At 51.2% G+C, this 17,884-nt stretch carries 24 protein-coding genes; 3 read left to right on the top strand and 21 right to left on the bottom strand.

Features of this window, described 5'->3' with window-relative positions:
- Positions 1 to 8: 8 nt before the first annotated feature.
- The 20 genes from KGP21_RS04490 to KGP21_RS04395 form a co-directional block, all read right to left on the bottom strand.
- On the bottom strand, positions 9 to 608 hold the full coding sequence (locus tag KGP21_RS04490) for an HK97 family phage prohead protease (protein ID WP_121606650.1): 600 nt from the start codon (positions 606 to 608) through the stop codon (positions 9 to 11).
- Positions 601 to 1,821 (bottom strand): phage portal protein, encoded by a 1,221-nt coding sequence (locus KGP21_RS04485; protein WP_223537366.1) that lies wholly within the window; start codon positions 1,819 to 1,821, stop codon positions 601 to 603. Before KGP21_RS04485 ends, KGP21_RS04490 begins: the two co-directional genes overlap by 8 nt.
- On the bottom strand, positions 1,811 to 1,972 hold the full coding sequence (locus KGP21_RS04480; RefSeq protein WP_223537362.1) for a hypothetical protein: 162 nt from the start codon (positions 1,970 to 1,972) through the stop codon (positions 1,811 to 1,813). The genes KGP21_RS04485 and KGP21_RS04480 overlap by 11 nt, the downstream gene beginning before the upstream one ends.
- Positions 1,969 to 3,702, bottom strand: a complete 1,734-nt coding sequence (locus tag KGP21_RS04475) for a terminase large subunit (RefSeq protein ID WP_223537360.1) — start codon at positions 3,700 to 3,702, stop codon at positions 1,969 to 1,971. The genes KGP21_RS04480 and KGP21_RS04475 overlap by 4 nt, the downstream gene beginning before the upstream one ends.
- Positions 3,699 to 4,193, bottom strand: coding sequence for a phage terminase small subunit P27 family (locus tag KGP21_RS04470; RefSeq protein WP_074028196.1), 495 nt, complete (start codon positions 4,191 to 4,193; stop codon positions 3,699 to 3,701). The genes KGP21_RS04475 and KGP21_RS04470 overlap by 4 nt, the downstream gene beginning before the upstream one ends.
- A 180-nt stretch (positions 4,194 to 4,373) precedes the next feature.
- Complete coding sequence (locus tag KGP21_RS04465; RefSeq protein WP_223537357.1) at positions 4,374 to 4,724, bottom strand: HNH endonuclease; 351 nt, start codon at positions 4,722 to 4,724, stop codon at positions 4,374 to 4,376.
- 4 nt (positions 4,725 to 4,728) lie between these two features.
- Positions 4,729 to 5,289 (bottom strand): hypothetical protein, encoded by a 561-nt coding sequence (locus KGP21_RS04460; protein WP_223537354.1) that lies wholly within the window; start codon positions 5,287 to 5,289, stop codon positions 4,729 to 4,731.
- A 101-nt stretch (positions 5,290 to 5,390) separates the two neighbouring features.
- The gene (locus tag KGP21_RS04455) at positions 5,391 to 5,621 is read right to left on the bottom strand and encodes a hypothetical protein (RefSeq protein ID WP_223537351.1); all 231 of its coding nucleotides are present in this window, start codon (positions 5,619 to 5,621) and stop codon (positions 5,391 to 5,393) included.
- A gap of 179 nt (positions 5,622 to 5,800) precedes the next feature.
- Positions 5,801 to 6,151: a DUF2570 family protein gene (locus tag KGP21_RS04450; protein WP_223537348.1), complete on the bottom strand. Its 351-nt coding sequence runs from the start codon at positions 6,149 to 6,151 to the stop codon at positions 5,801 to 5,803.
- Positions 6,148 to 6,513 (bottom strand): D-Ala-D-Ala carboxypeptidase family metallohydrolase, encoded by a 366-nt coding sequence (locus KGP21_RS04445; protein WP_223537345.1) that lies wholly within the window; start codon positions 6,511 to 6,513, stop codon positions 6,148 to 6,150. The genes KGP21_RS04450 and KGP21_RS04445 overlap by 4 nt, the downstream gene beginning before the upstream one ends.
- Positions 6,503 to 6,856 carry a phage holin family protein gene (locus tag KGP21_RS04440; protein WP_223537342.1) on the bottom strand — a complete coding sequence of 118 codons (354 nt, stop codon included), beginning with the start codon at positions 6,854 to 6,856 and terminating at the stop codon, positions 6,503 to 6,505. The genes KGP21_RS04445 and KGP21_RS04440 overlap by 11 nt, the downstream gene beginning before the upstream one ends.
- A gap of 577 nt (positions 6,857 to 7,433) precedes the next feature.
- Entirely contained in the window at positions 7,434 to 8,105 is a 672-nt protein-coding gene (locus tag KGP21_RS04435) for a bacteriophage antitermination protein Q (RefSeq protein WP_223537339.1), read from the bottom strand.
- Positions 8,102 to 9,136 (bottom strand): DUF968 domain-containing protein, encoded by a 1,035-nt coding sequence (locus KGP21_RS04430; protein ID WP_223537336.1) that lies wholly within the window; start codon positions 9,134 to 9,136, stop codon positions 8,102 to 8,104. Before KGP21_RS04430 ends, KGP21_RS04435 begins: the two co-directional genes overlap by 4 nt.
- Positions 9,133 to 9,858, bottom strand: coding sequence for a phage antirepressor KilAC domain-containing protein (locus tag KGP21_RS04425; protein ID WP_371824841.1), 726 nt, complete (start codon positions 9,856 to 9,858; stop codon positions 9,133 to 9,135). Before KGP21_RS04425 ends, KGP21_RS04430 begins: the two co-directional genes overlap by 4 nt.
- A 142-nt stretch (positions 9,859 to 10,000) precedes the next feature.
- On the bottom strand, positions 10,001 to 10,372 hold the full coding sequence (locus tag KGP21_RS04420) for a RusA family crossover junction endodeoxyribonuclease (RefSeq protein ID WP_223537333.1): 372 nt from the start codon (positions 10,370 to 10,372) through the stop codon (positions 10,001 to 10,003).
- A complete protein-coding gene (locus KGP21_RS04415; protein ID WP_223537330.1) occupies positions 10,369 to 11,592 on the bottom strand; it encodes a site-specific DNA-methyltransferase in 1,224 nt (407 codons plus the stop codon). Before KGP21_RS04415 ends, KGP21_RS04420 begins: the two co-directional genes overlap by 4 nt.
- On the bottom strand, positions 11,589 to 12,479 hold the full coding sequence (locus tag KGP21_RS04410) for a DNA cytosine methyltransferase (RefSeq protein ID WP_223537328.1): 891 nt from the start codon (positions 12,477 to 12,479) through the stop codon (positions 11,589 to 11,591). The genes KGP21_RS04415 and KGP21_RS04410 overlap by 4 nt, the downstream gene beginning before the upstream one ends.
- Positions 12,476 to 13,579 (bottom strand): hypothetical protein, encoded by a 1,104-nt coding sequence (locus KGP21_RS04405; RefSeq protein ID WP_223537325.1) that lies wholly within the window; start codon positions 13,577 to 13,579, stop codon positions 12,476 to 12,478. The genes KGP21_RS04410 and KGP21_RS04405 overlap by 4 nt, the downstream gene beginning before the upstream one ends.
- Positions 13,576 to 13,755, bottom strand: a complete 180-nt coding sequence (locus tag KGP21_RS04400) for a DUF4222 domain-containing protein (protein WP_223537323.1) — start codon at positions 13,753 to 13,755, stop codon at positions 13,576 to 13,578. The genes KGP21_RS04405 and KGP21_RS04400 overlap by 4 nt, the downstream gene beginning before the upstream one ends.
- Before the next feature lie 253 nt (positions 13,756 to 14,008).
- Positions 14,009 to 14,482, bottom strand: coding sequence for a YmfL family putative regulatory protein (locus KGP21_RS04395; RefSeq protein WP_223537320.1), 474 nt, complete (start codon positions 14,480 to 14,482; stop codon positions 14,009 to 14,011).
- Positions 14,483 to 14,856: 374 nt separating this feature from the next.
- On the opposite strand from KGP21_RS04395, the gene KGP21_RS04390 reads away from it, so the two are divergent.
- Positions 14,857 to 15,471, top strand: a complete 615-nt coding sequence (locus KGP21_RS04390) for a helix-turn-helix transcriptional regulator (protein WP_223537317.1) — start codon at positions 14,857 to 14,859, stop codon at positions 15,469 to 15,471.
- Between the two features lie 363 nt (positions 15,472 to 15,834).
- Here KGP21_RS04390 and KGP21_RS04385 read toward each other — a convergent pair whose 3' ends face one another.
- Positions 15,835 to 16,179: a bssS family protein gene (locus tag KGP21_RS04385; protein WP_223537313.1), complete on the bottom strand. Its 345-nt coding sequence runs from the start codon at positions 16,177 to 16,179 to the stop codon at positions 15,835 to 15,837.
- Positions 16,180 to 16,575: 396 nt separating this feature from the next.
- Between KGP21_RS04385 and KGP21_RS04380 the strand changes: the two genes are divergently transcribed.
- A complete protein-coding gene (locus KGP21_RS04380) occupies positions 16,576 to 16,947 on the top strand; it encodes a hypothetical protein (protein WP_223537310.1) in 372 nt (123 codons plus the stop codon).
- Positions 16,948 to 16,990: 43 nt separating this feature from the next.
- Positions 16,991 to 17,818 (top strand): YfdQ family protein, encoded by an 828-nt coding sequence (locus tag KGP21_RS04375; RefSeq protein WP_223537307.1) that lies wholly within the window; start codon positions 16,991 to 16,993, stop codon positions 17,816 to 17,818.
- The last annotated feature ends 66 nt before the right edge of the window (positions 17,819 to 17,884 follow it).

Genomic DNA, 17,884 nt, shown 5'->3' with positions numbered 1-17,884 from the left:
GTCTTTCCTTACGCATTTAATAAAGTCAGCACGCGCTCGCGCGCCATTCGTTGGTTAATGGCTTTCTGCAACGCGCCACTATCACGCGCCTCCTGCCAGGCTTTCATGGATCGGACGGCTGAATCAGCCTCCTGATAGGCGGGGTAGGTCACCGGGCTTACGTCAAACAGGCGCGAAACCTTGGTAATCTCACGGATCACCACCCCTTGTTCATCCTGATACCAGTCCTCGCCATCACGGGCGACGCGGAAGGAAAAGGAAGATTGGTTGATGTCGCCGCGCTGCATAGGGCTGATCACCAGATCGCGAATGGTCTGGGTTTCCGGTGCCACAATGTTGTATTGCAGCCCCCGCGCATCCACGGATAACGACAAGGTACCCGCCGAGCTGCGACCCAAGATGAAGTTGGGATCGTGGTTAAACAGGCCGCGAACGTCATCTTTGAGTACATCATCAAAAGCACCAGGCTTGATGATTTCACGAAAGCCCCAGAGCACCTCTGAGCGGCTATCGAATACCGAGCCGTAGCCGATAATGTGCGTAGGCTGGTTTTCTTCCTGCTGGGCGCGCACCTCACCACCGTAACAGCGTGTTTCTCTGTCACTCATCGGGGTTTTCCTCTTTTTTGGGGTCTGTAAAGTCTTTGACTGGGTTGGCCGCATTGACGCTGACCAGCATTTCATCCAGGCCGTCTACCGGGTTCATATCTTCGAAGGCACGGGCCTCGTTCCGGCTCATCCATCCGTCTGTAATGGCAAAGTGGTAGAACTGGGCGCGCTCCTGCGGGGTACCACGTAACAGGCCAGCCAGGTTAAACCGGATGTAGTACCCGGCCGCCCGCTCTGCGGCTGTGAACAGGCGGCGGTTTAGTTCCTGCTCCCAGTTCACGATCCACGGCATGACCGTATGGCGAACAAACTGGATGGATTGCTGGGTGATGTTGGAGAACGTCGCCTTCTCCAGGTCGTTGATCATGTGCGCCGGAATATTGAAGATCCCGGCAATCTGCGACCGGTTGAGCTTCATCAAGTCGATGAGTTGGGCATCGACAGGTGAAACGGTCAGCGCGTTATAATCTAGATCGGCAGGAAGCAGCATGGTTTTGTTTTCCTGGCCGCGCAGTGCTAGCGTAGCCTTTTGCCACATCTCCTTTAAACGAGCCCAAGAGTCTTTATTCAGCTCCCCCTTTACTGAGACAATCCCAGCAGGACGCGCATTGCCGCCAAAAAAGTTACTGGTGTATTGCTGGCCACTCATCCCCATACCGATCGTTTCAGCATGCTGCAAGATGGGACTCAGCCCCATTTTCTGGTTATTGCCCAGCGCCCGAATGTGGATCATGTCATGGGGGTTAATGGAAAAGTTGCCCTCTTCGTTGTATACCCCGTAGGTGTATCGACCACCGGTATTGAGCAACATGGTTTGCCATGGCATGCAGGCTTCCAGCGCGGTAACCTCACCTCGGCGAGAGCGAACGACCTTTGTGTAGCCATTCCCCCAGCCCAACACATGGCGCTCTTTCAGCTCTCGCCACTTATAACTGGTCTGCCACTCGTTCGGCTCGTCGTGCACCAGGTAAAACAGCGGGTGATCCCGGCCCTGTATCACCTTATCGCCGGTTTTGCGCATCACATGCACCGGCATCTGTGCCAGGGTTGATGACAGTACATAGATACAGGCATAAACCGCCGCCAACCTCATGGAGGTTTCAGGGCTGACAAAGACATCACCCGACCGAAATCCCATATCAAGACTGTCACCGGTGATCGGGGTGGCGGGATTTTCCAGCGATTCATTACGGAAAAGAGCATCAAATAGCACGGTTATTCCCCCTTGCCACCGCCAGCGCAAACGCCAGCATCGAACCGCCACCCGCCATTAGCGCTATCGCGGTGCCGTATTGCAGGTAAAGCCCTGCGACGAGCAAGCCGAAACCGGCCAACCCGCAAAGGTCGATAATGAGTGATTTCATAGGGTCAGTAGTTCTTCGTCTGGATCGAGAGTGGAAAGGAAATCACCAGGTTCATTCAGCATTGCGCGGCCAATGCCCATAATCACTGTCACCGCACCATCTATCTTGCTGCTTGCCTGTTCTTTTATTGGCCTCACTACATCGTCATTACCCGGCAGGTATTTGCCGATCACGTTGCTGATACACCAAAGCATGATCGGGTTTCCATCATGATGAAAGCGCCCGGATTCAATGGCTGCTTCAAGCTCTTTCATGGGATCTGACATATTGGTGTAGTTCTGGACTATCGTAATTGGCGACATATTTTCATCTGCCAGCTCATGAGAAATCCCGGTTGCGCCGAAGGGGTCTATCGGGGACTCTTCAACCGGATTTAAGCGATTTGCCGCCTTGGCTTCCTCCAGAATGTAGCGGTAGTCGATCTCCGCCCCTTCTGTAACAGTTAGCAGCCCCATTTCTACCCACGCCTTGAATCGCTCGGCAGTACGGCGATCCTCACTTCTTTCCACACTGTAAACGGCGTCATATGGCACCCAAAAGCGCGGTGCGACGCTGTAGTAATGTCGCTTACCGTCAATATCTCGGGTAAATATGCGGGCCATGCTGTTCATGTCTAGCTTGCGGGCCAAGTCAAAAGCCAGAATGCAGGGTTGCCCCTCAAACTTTTCCAGCGTCAGCGTGGTATCTTCGCAACGCTTTAAACTGACCAGGTTGTAGTAGGCATTCTTCGCCGCCACCCAAACATTGAGGTGTTTGGTTTTGAAGGTACCGGCATGCCTGGCGTTATTGATTGCCCGTTGTTGTTGGCTGAGCAAAAAATCCCGATAGACAGATACCCCCATATTGGGATTGGCTTTTTCCAGTGAAGCAGGCTGCGTCCAGTCATCGCCCTCATCAATGGTATAAATGATGCCGAACAGCTCATCGTTCGGGACGGTGCTGTTGAGCATCTCTATAACTTCTCGGCGCTTGTCGTAGCACGGGCCTTCAATGTTGTAACCTGCCGTGGTGATCGCCCACATCAAGGGTTGTCGCCGTGCGCCCATACCGGTAAGCATGGTGGTATACAGGGAATCGGTAGGGTGTTCGTGATACTCATCTACCACCGCCATGCTGGGTGAGGAACCGTCACCCGGGTTGCCGATCAGGGGCTCAAAACGGGCGCCATCCTCTGGCCTGTTCAGATTCGAAGCGTTGACCTCGATCCCGAACGCCTCCATCAGCATCGGGGTGCGCTTACACATCAAACGCGCAGGGCGAAATACCTCCCAAGCCTGTTTTTCTGTGGTCGCGCCGGAATATACCTCTGCGCCAAACTCCCCATCACAAGTGAAGCCATAGAGCGCAACACCAGCAGAGATAGCTGATTTACCATTTTTACGCGGGATCTCTGTGTAAACCTCACGAAACCGACGCAACTTAGTCCCCTTGTGTACCCAGCCAAAGACAGCGCAGACGATAAACAATTGCCACGGCTCCAGGGTGATCGGCATGCGCTTATAGGCCCATTCGCCCTTGGTGTGTGGTAGCAGTTGGATAAAGCGCGCAGCCTGCTCGGCCAGGTCGCGATCGAAGCGGTACCGAAATTTCCGCCCTTTCTCTTCGGCCAGATCATCAAGATGACGCTGACAGGCGCTAATAACAAACTGGCAGGCCACTATTTTGCCGCGCACCACATCCCGCGCATATTGATTGGCCGCATTAACGTTGGGGTATGATTTTCTCGTCATGACGTGATCAACTTAATGAAAGGGTTTGAGGACTTCTTTTGCCCGGCCAGGCCAATTAAGCGTTGGCGACTGCTGGGGTCTAGGCCAAGCATCGCACCGGTGCTGTCCATTTCAGACTGCTGTTCTTTTTTGGCAGTCAGCTCAGGGTTTTTCACCCTTCCGCCAGTCGCACCAAGAATGGTATTGCCCTGCTCGGCAATTTTTTTTACCGCCCGCCGCCAGAACTCATACGCAACACACCAGCGCTCAAGCACCGCCAAATCTGTAACGCACAGAATTCCCTGCCCACATAATTCCTTTGTGGTCATTTGCCACATAACTGAGGCTAGATTTAGCCCTTCTTCCTCAAACCATTCCGGTGGGGCAACCCCTTTAAGTGGGGTAAATACGGGTTCATCTTTATTGAGAGCGCGTTTACCGGGATTGCCTGCCAATTCTTTGCGTGCAGTCGGCTTCGGGCGCCGCCCGGAACGGCCTGCAGCTCCAGCCATAATCACTCCAGATTAAATTTGATTTTTCGCGGGTATAAAAAAATGACCATAGCGGCGGTACTTTGGGCGAAATGTTGCAGAGATTTGATCCCCCCCTCCCATTGATGAGAATTAATATCATTTGATATAAAATAATTCAAAATGCAATAATTTATTTGTGGTATCAATCGGTATGGCAACTCATCGCAGTCTCTCCATTGCCGTCTTGCTGCGGTGGCAAGGCCAGCACAGGCTTTCAAGGTTCAAATCGTCATCGGTACCCCCATGTGCCTTGGGTACGATGTGATCGACGGTTGTAGCCGGTGCCGCTCGACCACCCCGTAGACATTCCTTGCAGATGTGGTTGTCACGCTTGAGGATGCGGGCGCGGCGAATAGTCCAGTCGTTACCATAGCCGCGCTGGTGCCTGCTCTTGCCCTGCTGGTGTACTTCCCAGCCTGTGTTCTGGTGTTCGGTACAGTAGCCTGAGCGGTCAGTGGTGGTATGGCGGCAGCCGTGCTTGCGGCATGCTCTCGGGATACGCGCGGGCATGGCCTTAGCGCTTCATGGCTTGGTGGATAACACCGCCTGACTGAAGCTCTTTATTGATGACCTCCAGCACCGCATCACGGGCATGCTGGTTGTGCGCTTCCTGCCAGTTCTGGAATGCTATTTGCACTTCAATCGCAGAGCGGGTTGTAGTGCAACCATTGATCACGGCTTCTTTGATAAATATCTGACCATCTTTAATTTTGAGCGGCTGGCTCAGTGCGGCAATGCGTTTCAGTTGCGCCTCAAGCTTATCGAGATTGTCTTTATCAACGTTAACGCTGATGTTCATCTCTGCCTTGTATACCTTGAATTGCTTTGCCTGCACCTTGGCAGCATCAGGGAAGCCACCAGATGCCAACTCAGCATCAGTTCTCACCGCTTCAGGCTTGGTACCATCCTTCACGGAAATGCTGCTAGGGAAGTATTCAGGTATACCATTCACGGTGGTACGTGCGCCACATGCATCATATTGAGCGGTACCGGCAGGGTTGCTTACCTCATAGCCATCCTCATGGGTGGTGATGGTGAAGCGCTGCATAACGTCTTTAAGCTGTAATTGTTTCATTGGGGTACCTCAAATAGAAAAGCCCCGGACTATGCCGAGGCTCTTGGTTATCGTGCATTATCGATGGCACTCTGTGAATGCCACCTGTAATGCCATAACAGTCAGGCGAAGGTAATACCAAGCTCAGCGAGTTCTTGTTTCTTTGCCTCAATACGCCCGTTCAATTCAGCCAACACATGAGGTTGAATGGTTTTAACAAACGCAGCGTCCTGATAACGACCTGAGATAGTTACCCCTAATGCATCCCCCCTAACAATCATCTGGTGCTGATCTTGCAGTTCTTCTAATAATATTTTTATACCATTAGCTTTATTTAAGTTTTTGATGTTCATTATTACCTCTCGGATTATCCCGCTGCCACTTAATCAGCCCCTCAATACGAGAGGCGCATATATCCAGTTCACCCTGGCTCACCTGCAACGCAATGACGGCATCACCGAAGGTTTCCCCTGTGAACGGGGTCTGTTTGCATTGTTGAAGCAGTACCGCTGGCGGGTACACATAGATCAGCTTAGGGGCTGGCGGGGGTGCTGGTCTCTCTGCGCAGGATACGGAGAGCATCATCAGGCAAGCGCTGGTTATTGCAACCGCTATGCTCCAGCGCGTCGCGTAACGTTCTGTTTTCAGCATCGGCTTTTGCCCTCTTCTGCTGTTCAAGCTTTAACTGTTCTTCGGTGGCGTGGCGATCGGCATCAGCAGCACCTTTTAGGGCGCCGATCGTTTCATCCCTACTTTCCAGGGCTTTTACCAACTTTCCGTTGGCCTCCTGCGCAGTATCCAAATCGTCTGAGAGTAAGGATGCATACCAGCCCAGACAGATAGCCAACAGCAACACACCTATCGTTCCGAACTTATCCATCATTGCTTCCAGCGTGACGGGCCGGTGCGAACGTCAATATGGGTAAACGTGGCATAGCGCCCCACACCGTAGCGGCCCGGATACTTCCCTTCAAAATACGCGGCCACTGCGGCTGGCTGAATGCCTTTTACCTGAATGTCGGCGGCGGTACCCAGCAGATGCTGGCTGGACTTTGCCCCGCCAACTTTTGCATTATGTGCCGGGCAACGACGACCACTGACGATGGTGATGGGCACAGCAAAGTGTGTGCGGGCGTCTTCCAGAACCTTGATCAGTTCCGCCGATACCTGGTTAGCACCGCAGCCGCAACGGCATGCAAATTCGTTACTGCTGAAATGCTCTGATAACTTAGAGTTACGGGTCATTTTTCCTGTCCTTTTCATCCAGCGGTGTATTGGTCTTCATGCTGGCAAATATGCGGAGGATAGAGATGCATCTCTCTACCCCCATGCCACCAATGACCACACCGACGATCAGTGCGTTGTCCTGACTCATACCAAACAGCTCGAGGGAATTGATAACGCCTAGCGTTATTAACAAACAGATAAGGCCCGCATAAAGCGCATCAAGCCACGATTTACCATCACGCAGCGTTAATAGCGTCGCCATGCCGAACGCGGCAAAAGAGCCGTATACCGCAGGGGCGTTAAGTTTGATCCACATAAGAAACGCCTCGACAAAGCCGGGCGGCAGGTTGTGATTGTCCATTACCAGTGCTCCGGCGTAAGGAATAAAAAAGGCCACGCATGAGCGCAGCCTGTATGGTTTTAGGATATTTCTTTTTTACTTTTAGCTAGTTAATTACAATCAATCAGCTACGCTTATAATATCGGTAGCATGCCGATGTAGAATAATTACATGCTTTCTGAACGCCCTCGCCCTGAACTAGCCCACTTGTTCGGGGCTTTTTTTTAATGCAAAAAGGCCACGCAACAGCGCAATCCTGATATGGAAAAGCCCCGGACTATGCCGAGGCTCAATCTAAATAAAAATCATCATTTAACTGCCTGCGCTTGCTGGAACTAGCATTGCGCGGACAGGCATTAGCTGTATGCCCGGAACCACCACAGTATGTGCAACGGAGATTTAGTCGCCGTGAGGATACAGAGTATGTATCAGGGCAGTTAGCCTTGGTATGCAATGCAATACCGCAGTATGAGCATGACATGCGCACCTCCAGAAACGACAAGACCCCGCCGAAGCGAGGTCCTTTGCACCAATTGCAATATTGGCAAAATATCAAAATTACATTAAATATGGCCTATTTTGTTGACTTTTGCAAGTATCATGCCGTTAAAAGTTCTTTTCTTGCATTTCTGCTACGAGCCACACTCTGTAATGCGTCCTTATCCAGCACTGTTACCAACCTTTGCAATGTGTCCCATCGAGAGGCATAGTTTTTTGACCAGTTATCCGGAGCAACACCTACAAGTTCAGCCAGCTCAGCATCATAATAATCATGGCCAAGCAAGCCCCCACGAACACCAACCCAATGTTGTACCGCCAACCAGACAAGGCTAGCCAATCTATTACGTACTTTGGCTGTTACCTTTTGCCCTTGGATCTCCCTTTGAAACTCACCCCATATGTGCTGACAGATGAGAACCTGATAATCATAATTAAGGTCTTGGCCGTAACAATAGAGAACCCAAGCGTTCTGGTGCGTTTCAATCGCTGATATTGCGCGCCGCCACGAACTGGTTGAGAAAGTGAGGGGATCGATCGGGGGGAATGGTTGCTTTCTGGTCCGGGTTTCAGGGCAGTGAAAAGGATCGATGATTGCACACACTTTCCTATTACCTACGACCACAGTGCGGTTCCGCTGACGTTTAAAGCGCGTTGTTCTTGCCAGCGCTGCACCTTCGAATGCTGCAAGTTGGCCTTTTCCTGTCCGAGAAAGATTGGTCAGGGCCAAAGATACCGCTTCACGAACATACTTTCGATATTCTGGACTCATACCTTTGCCCCGCGCTTATTTGCTGTAACGATTGCCCCGATGCCGTACGCCCGATCGAGGGTACGCGCCAGGTGATAAAGTTGGCTGCCGTGCTCTGCTTCCCATGCAGCCACATCGTCATGCAACTTGTTGTGGCACTCCCGTGTTAACGGAATGGCGAATATGTCGTGTGGTTTGGTGCCCGTGCCGCCGAAGCCATGATCGATGATGTGGTGCGGGTCATCTGCCGGACGCCCGCAGCCACAGCAGCACACCTGCGATTTAACCCATTGGGTATACTTCTCGCACTCCCACCGCTTCATCTTGGGCCGCAGCATGAAACCTGCTGGTGGCTCGGGATCGATGTCGACCGCCAGCACCGGCTTGATCTGCTCAACGTATTCGTTGATGACCTCCATCGGCGCACGCTCCCACACAATATCGCCCTCTTTCCGGGTACCGGTTGGAACCTCTGCTGGTGGCAAGCGCAGAGAAAACCTGGCCACAGAGTCCGGCAGTAGGTCGGAAACCTGCTCCATCACAGCCCACCAGCACAGTTCCGGCAGGCTCAGTTGGTGGTTTTCGTCAAAGCGGAAGTGCGTTCTGGCGCGGTAAAGGACAAAATCAGCTACGTTCCTGGCCGCCAAAGCATCGAGGGCCGGTAGCGTCTGATCTGCAATGGTGTGTTCGTGATGCCAACACAGGCGAACTGCGCCATCGCCGTACCGGATCGTGCTCATGTTCCGATCGTGATAATCGTCAGCGGAAGCTTGCCACTGGCACTCATTCGACCGGTCTAGCCAGTCCACCAGCGCATTGATGCCACCAGCAGCAGAAAGTACCCGCTCATTGGAGAAGAAAGAAGAAAGGCGCGGATCTGTAGCCAGGTGTTGGTTATCCACTGGCAGCGCGCCAGATGGCAGCGCCTTGAATTCGTGCGGCTCGGTCGATATCAGGACTCGCCCGCCGAACATAGGCAGCAGATCCTTGCCTGTGCGCAATATCACCTGGTTTAGCTCACGAACAACAACCGGCTTTAGTAGCGCCCTCATGCAGCACTTGCCTTAGCCAAATGTTCGGCCCATAACCCGGCGATCCACTTAATGCCTTTCGCAGTAAACCGTGATTGCGTAAAGGCATGGTTATTGATCTGATTGGTACCGGTTTTCACCTCAAACCGGCCTGCGTCTATGTGCTGCTGGTAAGGGGTAAATGTTCCGGAGAGGCGGTACATGATATGTTTTTCATACAGGAACAAGCGGAAGTCAGGCTCTTTGGCTTTCAACAGCTTGCACACTTGGCGGAATGTCTGTGAACCAGTAGCCTCAACATACCGATCAACAAACTCTACCTTTGGGGCTGCTACAGCAAGCTGACTTTTGAGCCTTTGCTTTTCATCCTCCAGATCAGCGGCAAGGCGCAATGCCTCGGAGAATGTTTGGGGGGTACGTCCCTTCCCTTCCAGCTCCCGCCAGCGATCGACTAAGCGGGCGGTAAATTCAGGGGAAAGTTGGGCAACAACGATGATACTGTCACGCTTACCCTTCTCACCTTCGAAAACGTAGTAGCTTACGGGGCGGCCAGCAGTAGGCCTTTCCTCAGTCTGAGGGAAAGCAATCACCCCCTTACTGACAAGGCTCTCTATGGTCCGCTTTACATTATCGTGACGAGACTCTACCAACTCGGCGATCTCCAAGCTGGTCATAGCTAATTCAAGGGTATTAACGGTAGGTTGGTATGCGCAAGCGCCACCAATCAGATTAGACTGATTCATGTTCTTTTCTCCACACAAGCTGTTGTACGGTCCCGCCCCGCTATCTGCAAATAGACGGAACCAACCAGCGCATCTGTTACCCCTGCAAGGGTGGATACGCACGGATCACTATATTGCTTATTTTTCATGATGTCACATCCCCTCACGTAACCACCTCACTGATACACAGCTCAACTTTGCCGCCCTTGGTTACCGGCCCCCACTCAGCAGCGATCCGCTTCACTTGGCTGTCATCGAGCCACACACCGGCATGGGTCATGGCGTCAAATAGAGCCTTGAAATAGTTATCCAGATCCCAGCTGGCATTGTTCGGAGGGCAGAACACCACCGTCACAGCAATATCAGCAGTGATCGGCTTAGGCTGGCGGCGCAGTTGCTCCAGCACGCGGGCAATAGCCTCTGTCCGGAACTTGCGCCCTCTTTCTCTGATTAGGTGGCGCCCCTTTAGCGGCCCTTTGTTCGGTGAACGCCAGTAGCTGTTCATGCTTGGCGGGAATGGGAGGGTTAAGATCATGCGTCCACCTCCCCAGTAGAAATAATTTCTGGAATATTTTGGGGCTCTGGTTGTTGTTCTTCTGGCTGGAAGTCCTCAAAGGTATCTGAATCGGTCTCACCGAGAACTTTAAGCGAGTGGCCAATACGTGCTGCGGCAGTGGTTAAATGGTCGGGATCCAGCTCAATTCCAATGAAGCCAAGCCCCTCGAGCAGCGCTGCTTTGCCGGTACTGCCGGAACCCATGAACGGATCCAGCACTACACCACCAGCAGGGGTGACCAGGCGGCACAGGTAGCGCATGAGATCTACAGGTTTAACCGTTGGGTGGTTGTTTCTGGCGCCACCGGTACGCCCGGCGCCAGCTCGGGGGTTGTTGATCCCTGCGCTGTCTTCTTTACGGCCTCCGGTCATATCAGTGGCGGAGAACGGCACGAACCTTTCCATACCATCGTCACGCTCTGATTTGCTGACCTTGGCGCAGTAGAAGAAACGCGCTGCGCTGCCTTGATCACCATGGTGGTAACCCTGCACGCGGTTAATCATACCGCCGAACTTAACCGGACCGCTGAAACCGTTTTTGGTTGGCTCGGTCCCTTTAACTGGTGCCCTGGCTCCGGCGTTCTTTGGAAATTCGGAGATCACCTCTTCGCTGCCATCGTGCAGGACATTGGCAGGCCACCGGCCAAGCTGGTCGGCTTTCCACTCTTCTGCATCTGGGGCTTTATCATCCCGTACATGCGACAACAGGCCACCGGCGCCACCGGTTAATGCTTCTTCGGTTGGTACACGGCACAGATCGATATTCAGGGCGCCAGTACCGTATTGGTCAACGTTACCCTCTACCGTCCCCGCCAGCGGCTTACGAGCCATCACGATCGGTTCGTGGGCAGGTTTCAGTGCTGTGCCTTTCCCTGCATGCTCATCAGTGAGGTTTTTCGACTTGGGGAAACCGCTGCCGTAGATCCACATAAGCTGATCACGGATTTCAAAGCCCGCATCCTCGATGTTCACCACCAGGCGGTGATAGGTACGTGATCCACCAAAGGCCAGCAGATGGCCACCAGGCTTAAGGACGCGCAGGCACTCTTTCCACTGCTCGACGGTCGGAACCTGATAATCCCACTTGTTACCCATGAACTTCAGGCCATACGGTGGATCGGTGACGATAGAGTCAACAGAGTTATCAGCCATACCGCGCAACACTTCTTCACAGCGGCCTACATTCAATTGGTAAATCATACTGCCGCCCTCGTCATGTTCATGTAGCGAGTCATTTCACGCCCGATCCATTCACCAACTTGCTTGCTAACCCCATTGCCAATCTGCTTATAGGCTGCCGTGTCAGATACAGGGAACGTAAACCAGTCAGGAACACCCTGCAGGCGCGCATATTCACGGACTGAATAAGGGCGAACACCTTGCGGATAGCGCTTATCCACTACCAGCCGAGTGCTTTTGTCTTTTGCATAGTGGGCAACACATGTTGGCGCTATATCGCCACGCGCTGGATCACTGATTATCGGCAGGTCACGATATGCTCCACTCAGCCGAGCTTTTATTGCCGCTGGCAGCGTAATTTTCGGCTCATCTTCCAAAATGTCAGCGAGTGCTATCGGCTTGGTATTCTCCGGCGGCCGGATAGCAAACGGGCGGCGGGTGCCGATAATGATTAGTCGGTTGCGACGCTGTGGCAGCCATGTTTCTGACTTAACCGGGCAGAACACTGTCACGTAGTAGTCAGGCATCTTGGTCATGGCCTCCATGACGATCGGGAAAGCCAACATGCCAGGGACATTTTCAGCAGCGAAAAATTCAGGCCGGGCTATGAACATATGGCGTAGAGCGTGGAGATAGAGCTCGTCGCCGGTACGGGCGCCGTGAATATCACCAATCGTGGAATACTTGGTGCATGGGTACGTGAAGAACATGCCATGGCACTTATCTTGTTCCAGTACCAGCTCCTGCGTCAGATCACATTGTTTAACGTGATCTCCGAGGTTATGCCGGTAGGTTTTGCAGGCGTCGGCATCCATCTCAAAAGATTGGTTGATCTGAATACCAGCGTCTATCAGACCGATATCCATCAACCCTGCGCCACAGAAATAGCTGTTTGCGGTCACTTTCATCCTGCCAACCTCCCCAAATCGTTCTCACTGGCCTGAGCCACGGCTTGTGCCCAAATGCCTGTCCATGCCCGGCGGGCGTCGTAGTCAGTCATACGGCCCAAGGAACCAGCCAGTTTCTGGGCAATAGTCTCTACCTCGTTGCGCGGCTTGCGACGCTGAGTCACGATACGCAGGTAGGCATCATCGCGGGCGGTGGTATCCAGTCTCTCGACTTTCGGCAGGTCGTTGGCCCGTTCTTCCTTGACCTTGAGATAGCATTTCTCTTTGATCAGATAATCGAAGTCCTTCTTACGCCACGTCCTGCCAACGCTGGTGTCTGGGCGGTCTTCCAGCATCCAGCGACATTTTTTCGAGATGTAACGCAGATAAGCGCCCCACTTCTCGAGGTTGAGGTCGTAGCCTTTCCAAAGCTTGCGCAGCGCCGTGCGGCGTTCGTCGGTCAGTCTGAGAACCTTTGGCAGTTCTGGCAGCGTTTCGTGGAAGGTTTTCAGTACAGCCTCATAATCGATTTTCAAAGAATCTTCCTGCGGTTCGTCGGCTGGCGCAGCCAGTTGACCAACAGGTTTTATGATCTGTTTGTTTTGATCTGTGTATTGATCTGTATAGAGATAAGAATCGGCAATATTGCCATCTCCAAGATTTGGCAGTTTTGCCGTTTCTATTTGGCTTTTTTGCCGATTGGTTTCGGCAATATCGCCGTTTCCATTTGGCAATACTGACGATTCCAGTGCTGGCGGGAATATTTTGGCAATTAATGCCTCTCCGTTTACCTGATAGTGTTTCTTCGGAGTGCCGTTAACTTTGCGTTTTGTCTCCAGGATTACACCAGGTAAATACTTGGTGATCATCTTGTCTACTGCCTTGCGAACCTGATCAGGTTTAGCACCGTGAATCTCAGCGGCTAACTGTTCGTGCGTCTTGTAGAACCACCCATTTTCCTGAGACGACGGCTTACCAGACCAGAAGACCAACTGGTTCAAAATGGCGCCTAGTAGGTGTGCCTGAGGGTCAGCAAAAAAAAAGTCGAGATAAGGCGTTGGGATCGTGATGCAATTCCCCTGCCCTGACATAGCCTGAACAACCTCAAAAATTCTACTCATACAACAACCTCGGTAAAACGTGCCCGAAAGATGATCAACGAGCATGCACACTCCCACTCGTAGCCCGGGCGGCGGTAAACAACTCTCTGCGTGTCACGCTCATAGCGGATCACATTTACGGTGATATCATGCTGATCACGGAAAATTCGGTTTAACTCTTGGATGTTATCGCCCATATCAGCCGTCCTCCCGCTCACGCGCCAGCCACTTGCCGTTATCTACCACCCAGCACGCAAACTGGTAGTTGCTGGTGACCCACTGGCCGAGTACATTGACCTCATACCGGAACGACACAGTAGAATTATCGACAGTCATTGCACGGCAACGTATTTGCGGTACTGTTGATTTTCTGGTTACAATGCTCATGCGATTATTTCTCCACACACGATTTATTCGCACCCGACGCCCAAGGGCTGCAACCTTTGAGCGTCAACCTTTCTGGACATTGGCTTTTTTGCCAAACAGCGCCAATATCGCTCTAACCTCGGCGTCACGCGCTTGCAGATGCTTGCGGTGATAGCGCATGATTTCATCCGCTTCTTTCTCATCAATAACCCCATTTTTAAGCGACTCCTGGATGATCTGATCCACATGGCCGCGACGTGCAGCCGTGCGAATGCTTTTGCTGAACAGCTCCACCTGGTCCAGTTCTTCGAACACAGGGATCTCAACCAACAGCAACCCACGGCGCCGGGCAAAATATTCCGTAAGCAGGTTAGTGCCCGAAATATCCTCCATGGCTTCCAGTTCGCTGATCTCAAAGAAGCGGCAACCGTTCTTCTCATACAGGTTGTTGGTGAAGGTGGTATCAGTCATGCCCAACGCGCCAGCCATCGCAGAACGACCACCAGCAACTGCCTTGCACATGCTCTTAACTACGTCTTTCAGGTTTTGCTCTACCATGTTGATTTTCCTTTGGTAGTTACGTTCATTGAACCATCGGGGTAGTCTTCGCCCGAGACTTAAATTTGTTTGGGAAATGGCTAGCTTTGTAAATGTCAGGCCGCAGTTTATGTGGATGAATCCCTGTTTTTTCAGCCCATTTCAGAGCCTTCCCCACTGGGACCAGTCGTTTTCCATTAACCACGTCACCTAAGGCCTTCTCGTATGCAGTAGTCTCTCCCAGCAGCAAACAAAGGTCTTTGAGAGTAAGTTTTTTCTCTTGCTTGAATTTCAATAAAGGGGTCATTTCAGTTTCTCATGGTCGCAAATCTCGGAGTTAGTATCCGCATAAATTCCTCAATAGTCAACAGAACGACACTCCGCAATGTGCGACCATGTTAGAAAGTAACAAAATAGGTAATTTATTTATGCATTGGTATGAACGAGCCAGAGATTTGGCAGCTCAACAGAAGGTGTCTCACGAGGCCATTGCGGAAAAAATTGGCAGAGGGAGATCAACTGTTAGCGGTTGGTTGAGCGGTGATAGAGAACCGAAACTCGATGAGATCAACATGCTTGCAAAAGCATTGGGCGTTTCTTCGCGGTGGTTGCTTTTTGGCGACCCTGAAGATTTTAAGATTATTGAGAAAAACACTCCTAGGGACGAGGCCATTGTACCTATATGGAACAAAGACGGTCAGACAGATAAAGTGATAACCGTACCAGCAGAAGTCGGCCTGAACAATCGGGCATATATCATTGAAAAAGATAGTGGTTGTGATGTTGCTCCAGCCGGAACTCGTGTTATTGTCGACGTTAAATTAAACCCAGTATCAAATGACTTTGTTGTCGCAAAAATTCAAGATGAGGTCTCTGTTTTTAAATACTTAGAAGTTGCCGGAAAGAAATTTTTAGGTGTTGATGAACCTCGAGTCCCTTTAATAGAGATAGGTGCTGGTGTAGAAATGATAGGCGTCGCTGTCTTCTTAAGCAGAAAAATTCGCAACTGATTTTCAACCTGCGGGGATTGTTCTTCGCGGGTAACCTCCTCATACAGCCCTCCTCCAACTCGTTTGAGTTCGAATATCGCCATGAATTCTCCCGTAAAGCAATGATTTGCTTTTAAGTTATTGATTAAAAACATTCAAAAAAATTTATACTGTATATTTATACACTTGATTATAGCGCTTTACAAATTTTTTACTCAACCCACTTGCTCCGCAATTCGCGACAGTATATAGTTTCCTCATATCGCGACCACACTCAATTCAGGGAGTCGATAGTGAGGGGTTTAGGGATCGACAATAAGATGCAAAAAAGCGCCATTGAGATTCGGCTCTTCAAGAAATCGGAAATTTTAGGAGTTTTCGGCGTTAATGCTTCTCTGATGGATGAATTGCACCTGAAGACTTTTCTACCGTTTCAATGTGCTTTTTCAGGTCAGCGATCATGGCTTTAGCTATATCTGGAGTAATTCCGAAAAATTGAGTTTCTTGTGCTTCTTCTAACTGCTGAATGGGTGACGTAATAAACTGAAATTTAGGTACAAAAGCATAGTGCCCAGATAATGAGCCAATTTGCCAGCCAGTTACCGGAAAGATCAACATATCCGTTTTTTTAGACAGTAGATTTGCTTTTTGGTTGTGTGAGAACTCCAAAGATACCACCGCCGTCTGAGGTGGAGAAGCGCCCAGGCCCATAACGGTCTGCTCACTCATATCCGACTCCTCAATACGGGGGCGAATGGTGGGGACCTTTCGAGAGTGAGCAGACCGTTGTGATGTGTACAAGCGTACTGCACCGCAGGCGGGAGGAAGACCGGAAATCGGCTGGGCGGCCTCCATACCGCCAATACTAAAACCGAGCGGCCGGAAGTAAGCAGGGGTCGCGCCCTGGTGTCACAACTCAATGCTGTGTGTAGCTTTGGCGGTCAGTCGAACTTCTTCTAACAGAGAGGTGACGACAATGTTCATAGGCTGGCCGCCCTTTTTACACATCAGGTGGCGTACTGTCCGGCCCCTTAAACCTGGATAGTCTAAGAAAAACCGGAACGGTGCGCCACCTGGTGTGTGGAGATGACCGCGGCGATCGCCGCATCGTGTGAGGATATTTCAATGAGTGAAGACCGCAAAACTAACGTCCCTGATTTTCTCGGGGAACTGGATGCCGGTGTATTTGAAAACAAAATCTCAGCAGCTTTAAACGCTACCGCGCTGGGCGTTCTCAATAATGGTGGAAAGGGGAAAGTCGTTCTTGAATTTGATCTTGACCGCCTCAGTAATTCAGTTGAGGAAAAACGCGTCAGCATTAAGCATAAACTGAAATTTGTCACCCCTACCCCTCGCGGGAAAGTTTCAGAAGAAGATACTACTGAAACACCTATGTATGTCGGCAAGGGTGGCAAACTGACTATTCTTCAGGAAGATCAAGGCCAATTATTTACGGTCGCTGGTCACCCTGACGGAAAATTAAAAGTCGCGCAGTAATAAAGCGCATTTATAAATCCAATATTAATAAGGATTAATTATTATGTCTCAATTAGACGGAACCGCAATTCAGCAAGTTAAAGACTTGGTTATTTCTGGATATCATCTTCGCGATATTGATGGCCTTGCTTGCCCTACTGCAATTCTTCCTGAAGGTGTTGGCATTGAAAGTCTGGAGCGCTTTAATCTTGAGCGTTTCCGCTTCCGTGGCTGCATGGAAACAACCAGCATTGATGACTTCGTGCGTTACTCAGCTGGCTACGCCAATGCTGATGAGCCTGCACGCTGTTTTATCGACGCGGATAACATGAGCGCCCGCGCTGTGTTCAACATCGGCACCCTTGAAGCCCCAGGGCATGCAGATAACGCTGCTGAGATCCAACTCAAAAAAACTGCACCATTCCGCGCGCTGCTGGCGATCGATGGCAAGCGCCTTAACCAGAAGCAGATTGCAGAGTGGTTGGAAGACTGGAGCGAGTTCCTTACCGCGTTTAGTGCTGACGGCCAGACTTTGACGATAGCGCAGGCCGCTAGCGCAGTTCGTCGCGTCAGTATTAAACAGATGCAGGAAGCGGATCATGAAGATGGTGATTTCAGCGGTAAAAAATCACTGATGCAAAGTGTTGAGGCTACCAGCAAAGAGGTCATGCCGGTTGCATTTGAATTTAAATGCGTCCCCTATGAAGGTCTGAGTGAGCGCCCGTTCAGCCTTCGCAATAGCCTTCTTAAAAGTGATGAGCCGTGCTTCACCCTTCGCATCGTTCAACTTGAAGCACAGGAAGAAGCTATCGCCAATGAATTCCGCAATCTGCTGATCGGTAAATTCGAAGGTAAACCAGTTGATACCTTTATTGGTAATTTTAAAGCCTGATTTTTAATTAAGTAATGCAGCCTCAAATACCCCAGTAATGGGGTATTTGGTGAAGTATTGCCTAAA

This window comes from Serratia sp. JSRIV004 (assembly GCF_019968705.1).
GTDB classification, from domain to species: domain Bacteria; phylum Pseudomonadota; class Gammaproteobacteria; order Enterobacterales; family Enterobacteriaceae; genus Chania; species Chania fonticola_B.
This window is presented reverse-complemented; position numbering and strand designations above follow the sequence as displayed.

Excerpts from the sequence above, each read along its gene's own strand:
- KGP21_RS04450 (WP_223537348.1), bottom strand. The coding sequence starts at position 6,151 with ATGATGGATAAGTTCGGAACGATAGGTGTGTTGCTGTTGGCTATCTGT.
- KGP21_RS04385 (WP_223537313.1), bottom strand. The coding sequence starts at position 16,179 with ATGAGTGAGCAGACCGTTATGGGCCTGGGCGCTTCTCCACCTCAGACG.
- KGP21_RS04475 (WP_223537360.1), bottom strand. The coding sequence starts at position 3,702 with ATGACGAGAAAATCATACCCCAACGTTAATGCGGCCAATCAATATGCG.
- KGP21_RS04410 (WP_223537328.1), bottom strand. The coding sequence starts at position 12,479 with ATGAAAGTGACCGCAAACAGCTATTTCTGTGGCGCAGGGTTGATGGAT.
- KGP21_RS04435 (WP_223537339.1), bottom strand. The coding sequence starts at position 8,105 with ATGAGTCCAGAATATCGAAAGTATGTTCGTGAAGCGGTATCTTTGGCC.
- KGP21_RS04415 (WP_223537330.1), bottom strand. The coding sequence starts at position 11,592 with ATGATTTACCAATTGAATGTAGGCCGCTGTGAAGAAGTGTTGCGCGGT.
- KGP21_RS04380 (WP_223537310.1), top strand. The coding sequence starts at position 16,576 with ATGAGTGAAGACCGCAAAACTAACGTCCCTGATTTTCTCGGGGAACTG.
- KGP21_RS04470 (WP_074028196.1), bottom strand. The coding sequence starts at position 4,193 with ATGGCTGGAGCTGCAGGCCGTTCCGGGCGGCGCCCGAAGCCGACTGCA.
- KGP21_RS04390 (WP_223537317.1), top strand. The coding sequence starts at position 14,857 with ATGTTAGAAAGTAACAAAATAGGTAATTTATTTATGCATTGGTATGAA.
- KGP21_RS04430 (WP_223537336.1), bottom strand. The coding sequence starts at position 9,136 with ATGAGGGCGCTACTAAAGCCGGTTGTTGTTCGTGAGCTAAACCAGGTG.
- KGP21_RS04375 (WP_223537307.1), top strand. The coding sequence starts at position 16,991 with ATGTCTCAATTAGACGGAACCGCAATTCAGCAAGTTAAAGACTTGGTT.
- KGP21_RS04395 (WP_223537320.1), bottom strand. The coding sequence starts at position 14,482 with ATGGTAGAGCAAAACCTGAAAGACGTAGTTAAGAGCATGTGCAAGGCA.
- KGP21_RS04455 (WP_223537351.1), bottom strand. The coding sequence starts at position 5,621 with ATGAACATCAAAAACTTAAATAAAGCTAATGGTATAAAAATATTATTA.
- KGP21_RS04440 (WP_223537342.1), bottom strand. The coding sequence starts at position 6,856 with ATGGACAATCACAACCTGCCGCCCGGCTTTGTCGAGGCGTTTCTTATG.
- KGP21_RS04480 (WP_223537362.1), bottom strand. The coding sequence starts at position 1,972 with ATGAAATCACTCATTATCGACCTTTGCGGGTTGGCCGGTTTCGGCTTG.
- KGP21_RS04460 (WP_223537354.1), bottom strand. The coding sequence starts at position 5,289 with ATGAAACAATTACAGCTTAAAGACGTTATGCAGCGCTTCACCATCACC.
- KGP21_RS04465 (WP_223537357.1), bottom strand. The coding sequence starts at position 4,724 with ATGCCCGCGCGTATCCCGAGAGCATGCCGCAAGCACGGCTGCCGCCAT.
- KGP21_RS04490 (WP_121606650.1), bottom strand. The coding sequence starts at position 608 with ATGAGTGACAGAGAAACACGCTGTTACGGTGGTGAGGTGCGCGCCCAG.
- KGP21_RS04400 (WP_223537323.1), bottom strand. The coding sequence starts at position 13,755 with ATGGGCGATAACATCCAAGAGTTAAACCGAATTTTCCGTGATCAGCAT.
- KGP21_RS04405 (WP_223537325.1), bottom strand. The coding sequence starts at position 13,579 with ATGAGTAGAATTTTTGAGGTTGTTCAGGCTATGTCAGGGCAGGGGAAT.
- KGP21_RS04445 (WP_223537345.1), bottom strand. The coding sequence starts at position 6,513 with ATGACCCGTAACTCTAAGTTATCAGAGCATTTCAGCAGTAACGAATTT.
- KGP21_RS04420 (WP_223537333.1), bottom strand. The coding sequence starts at position 10,372 with ATGATCTTAACCCTCCCATTCCCGCCAAGCATGAACAGCTACTGGCGT.
- KGP21_RS04425 (WP_371824841.1), bottom strand. The coding sequence starts at position 9,858 with ATGAATCAGTCTAATCTGATTGGTGGCGCTTGCGCATACCAACCTACC.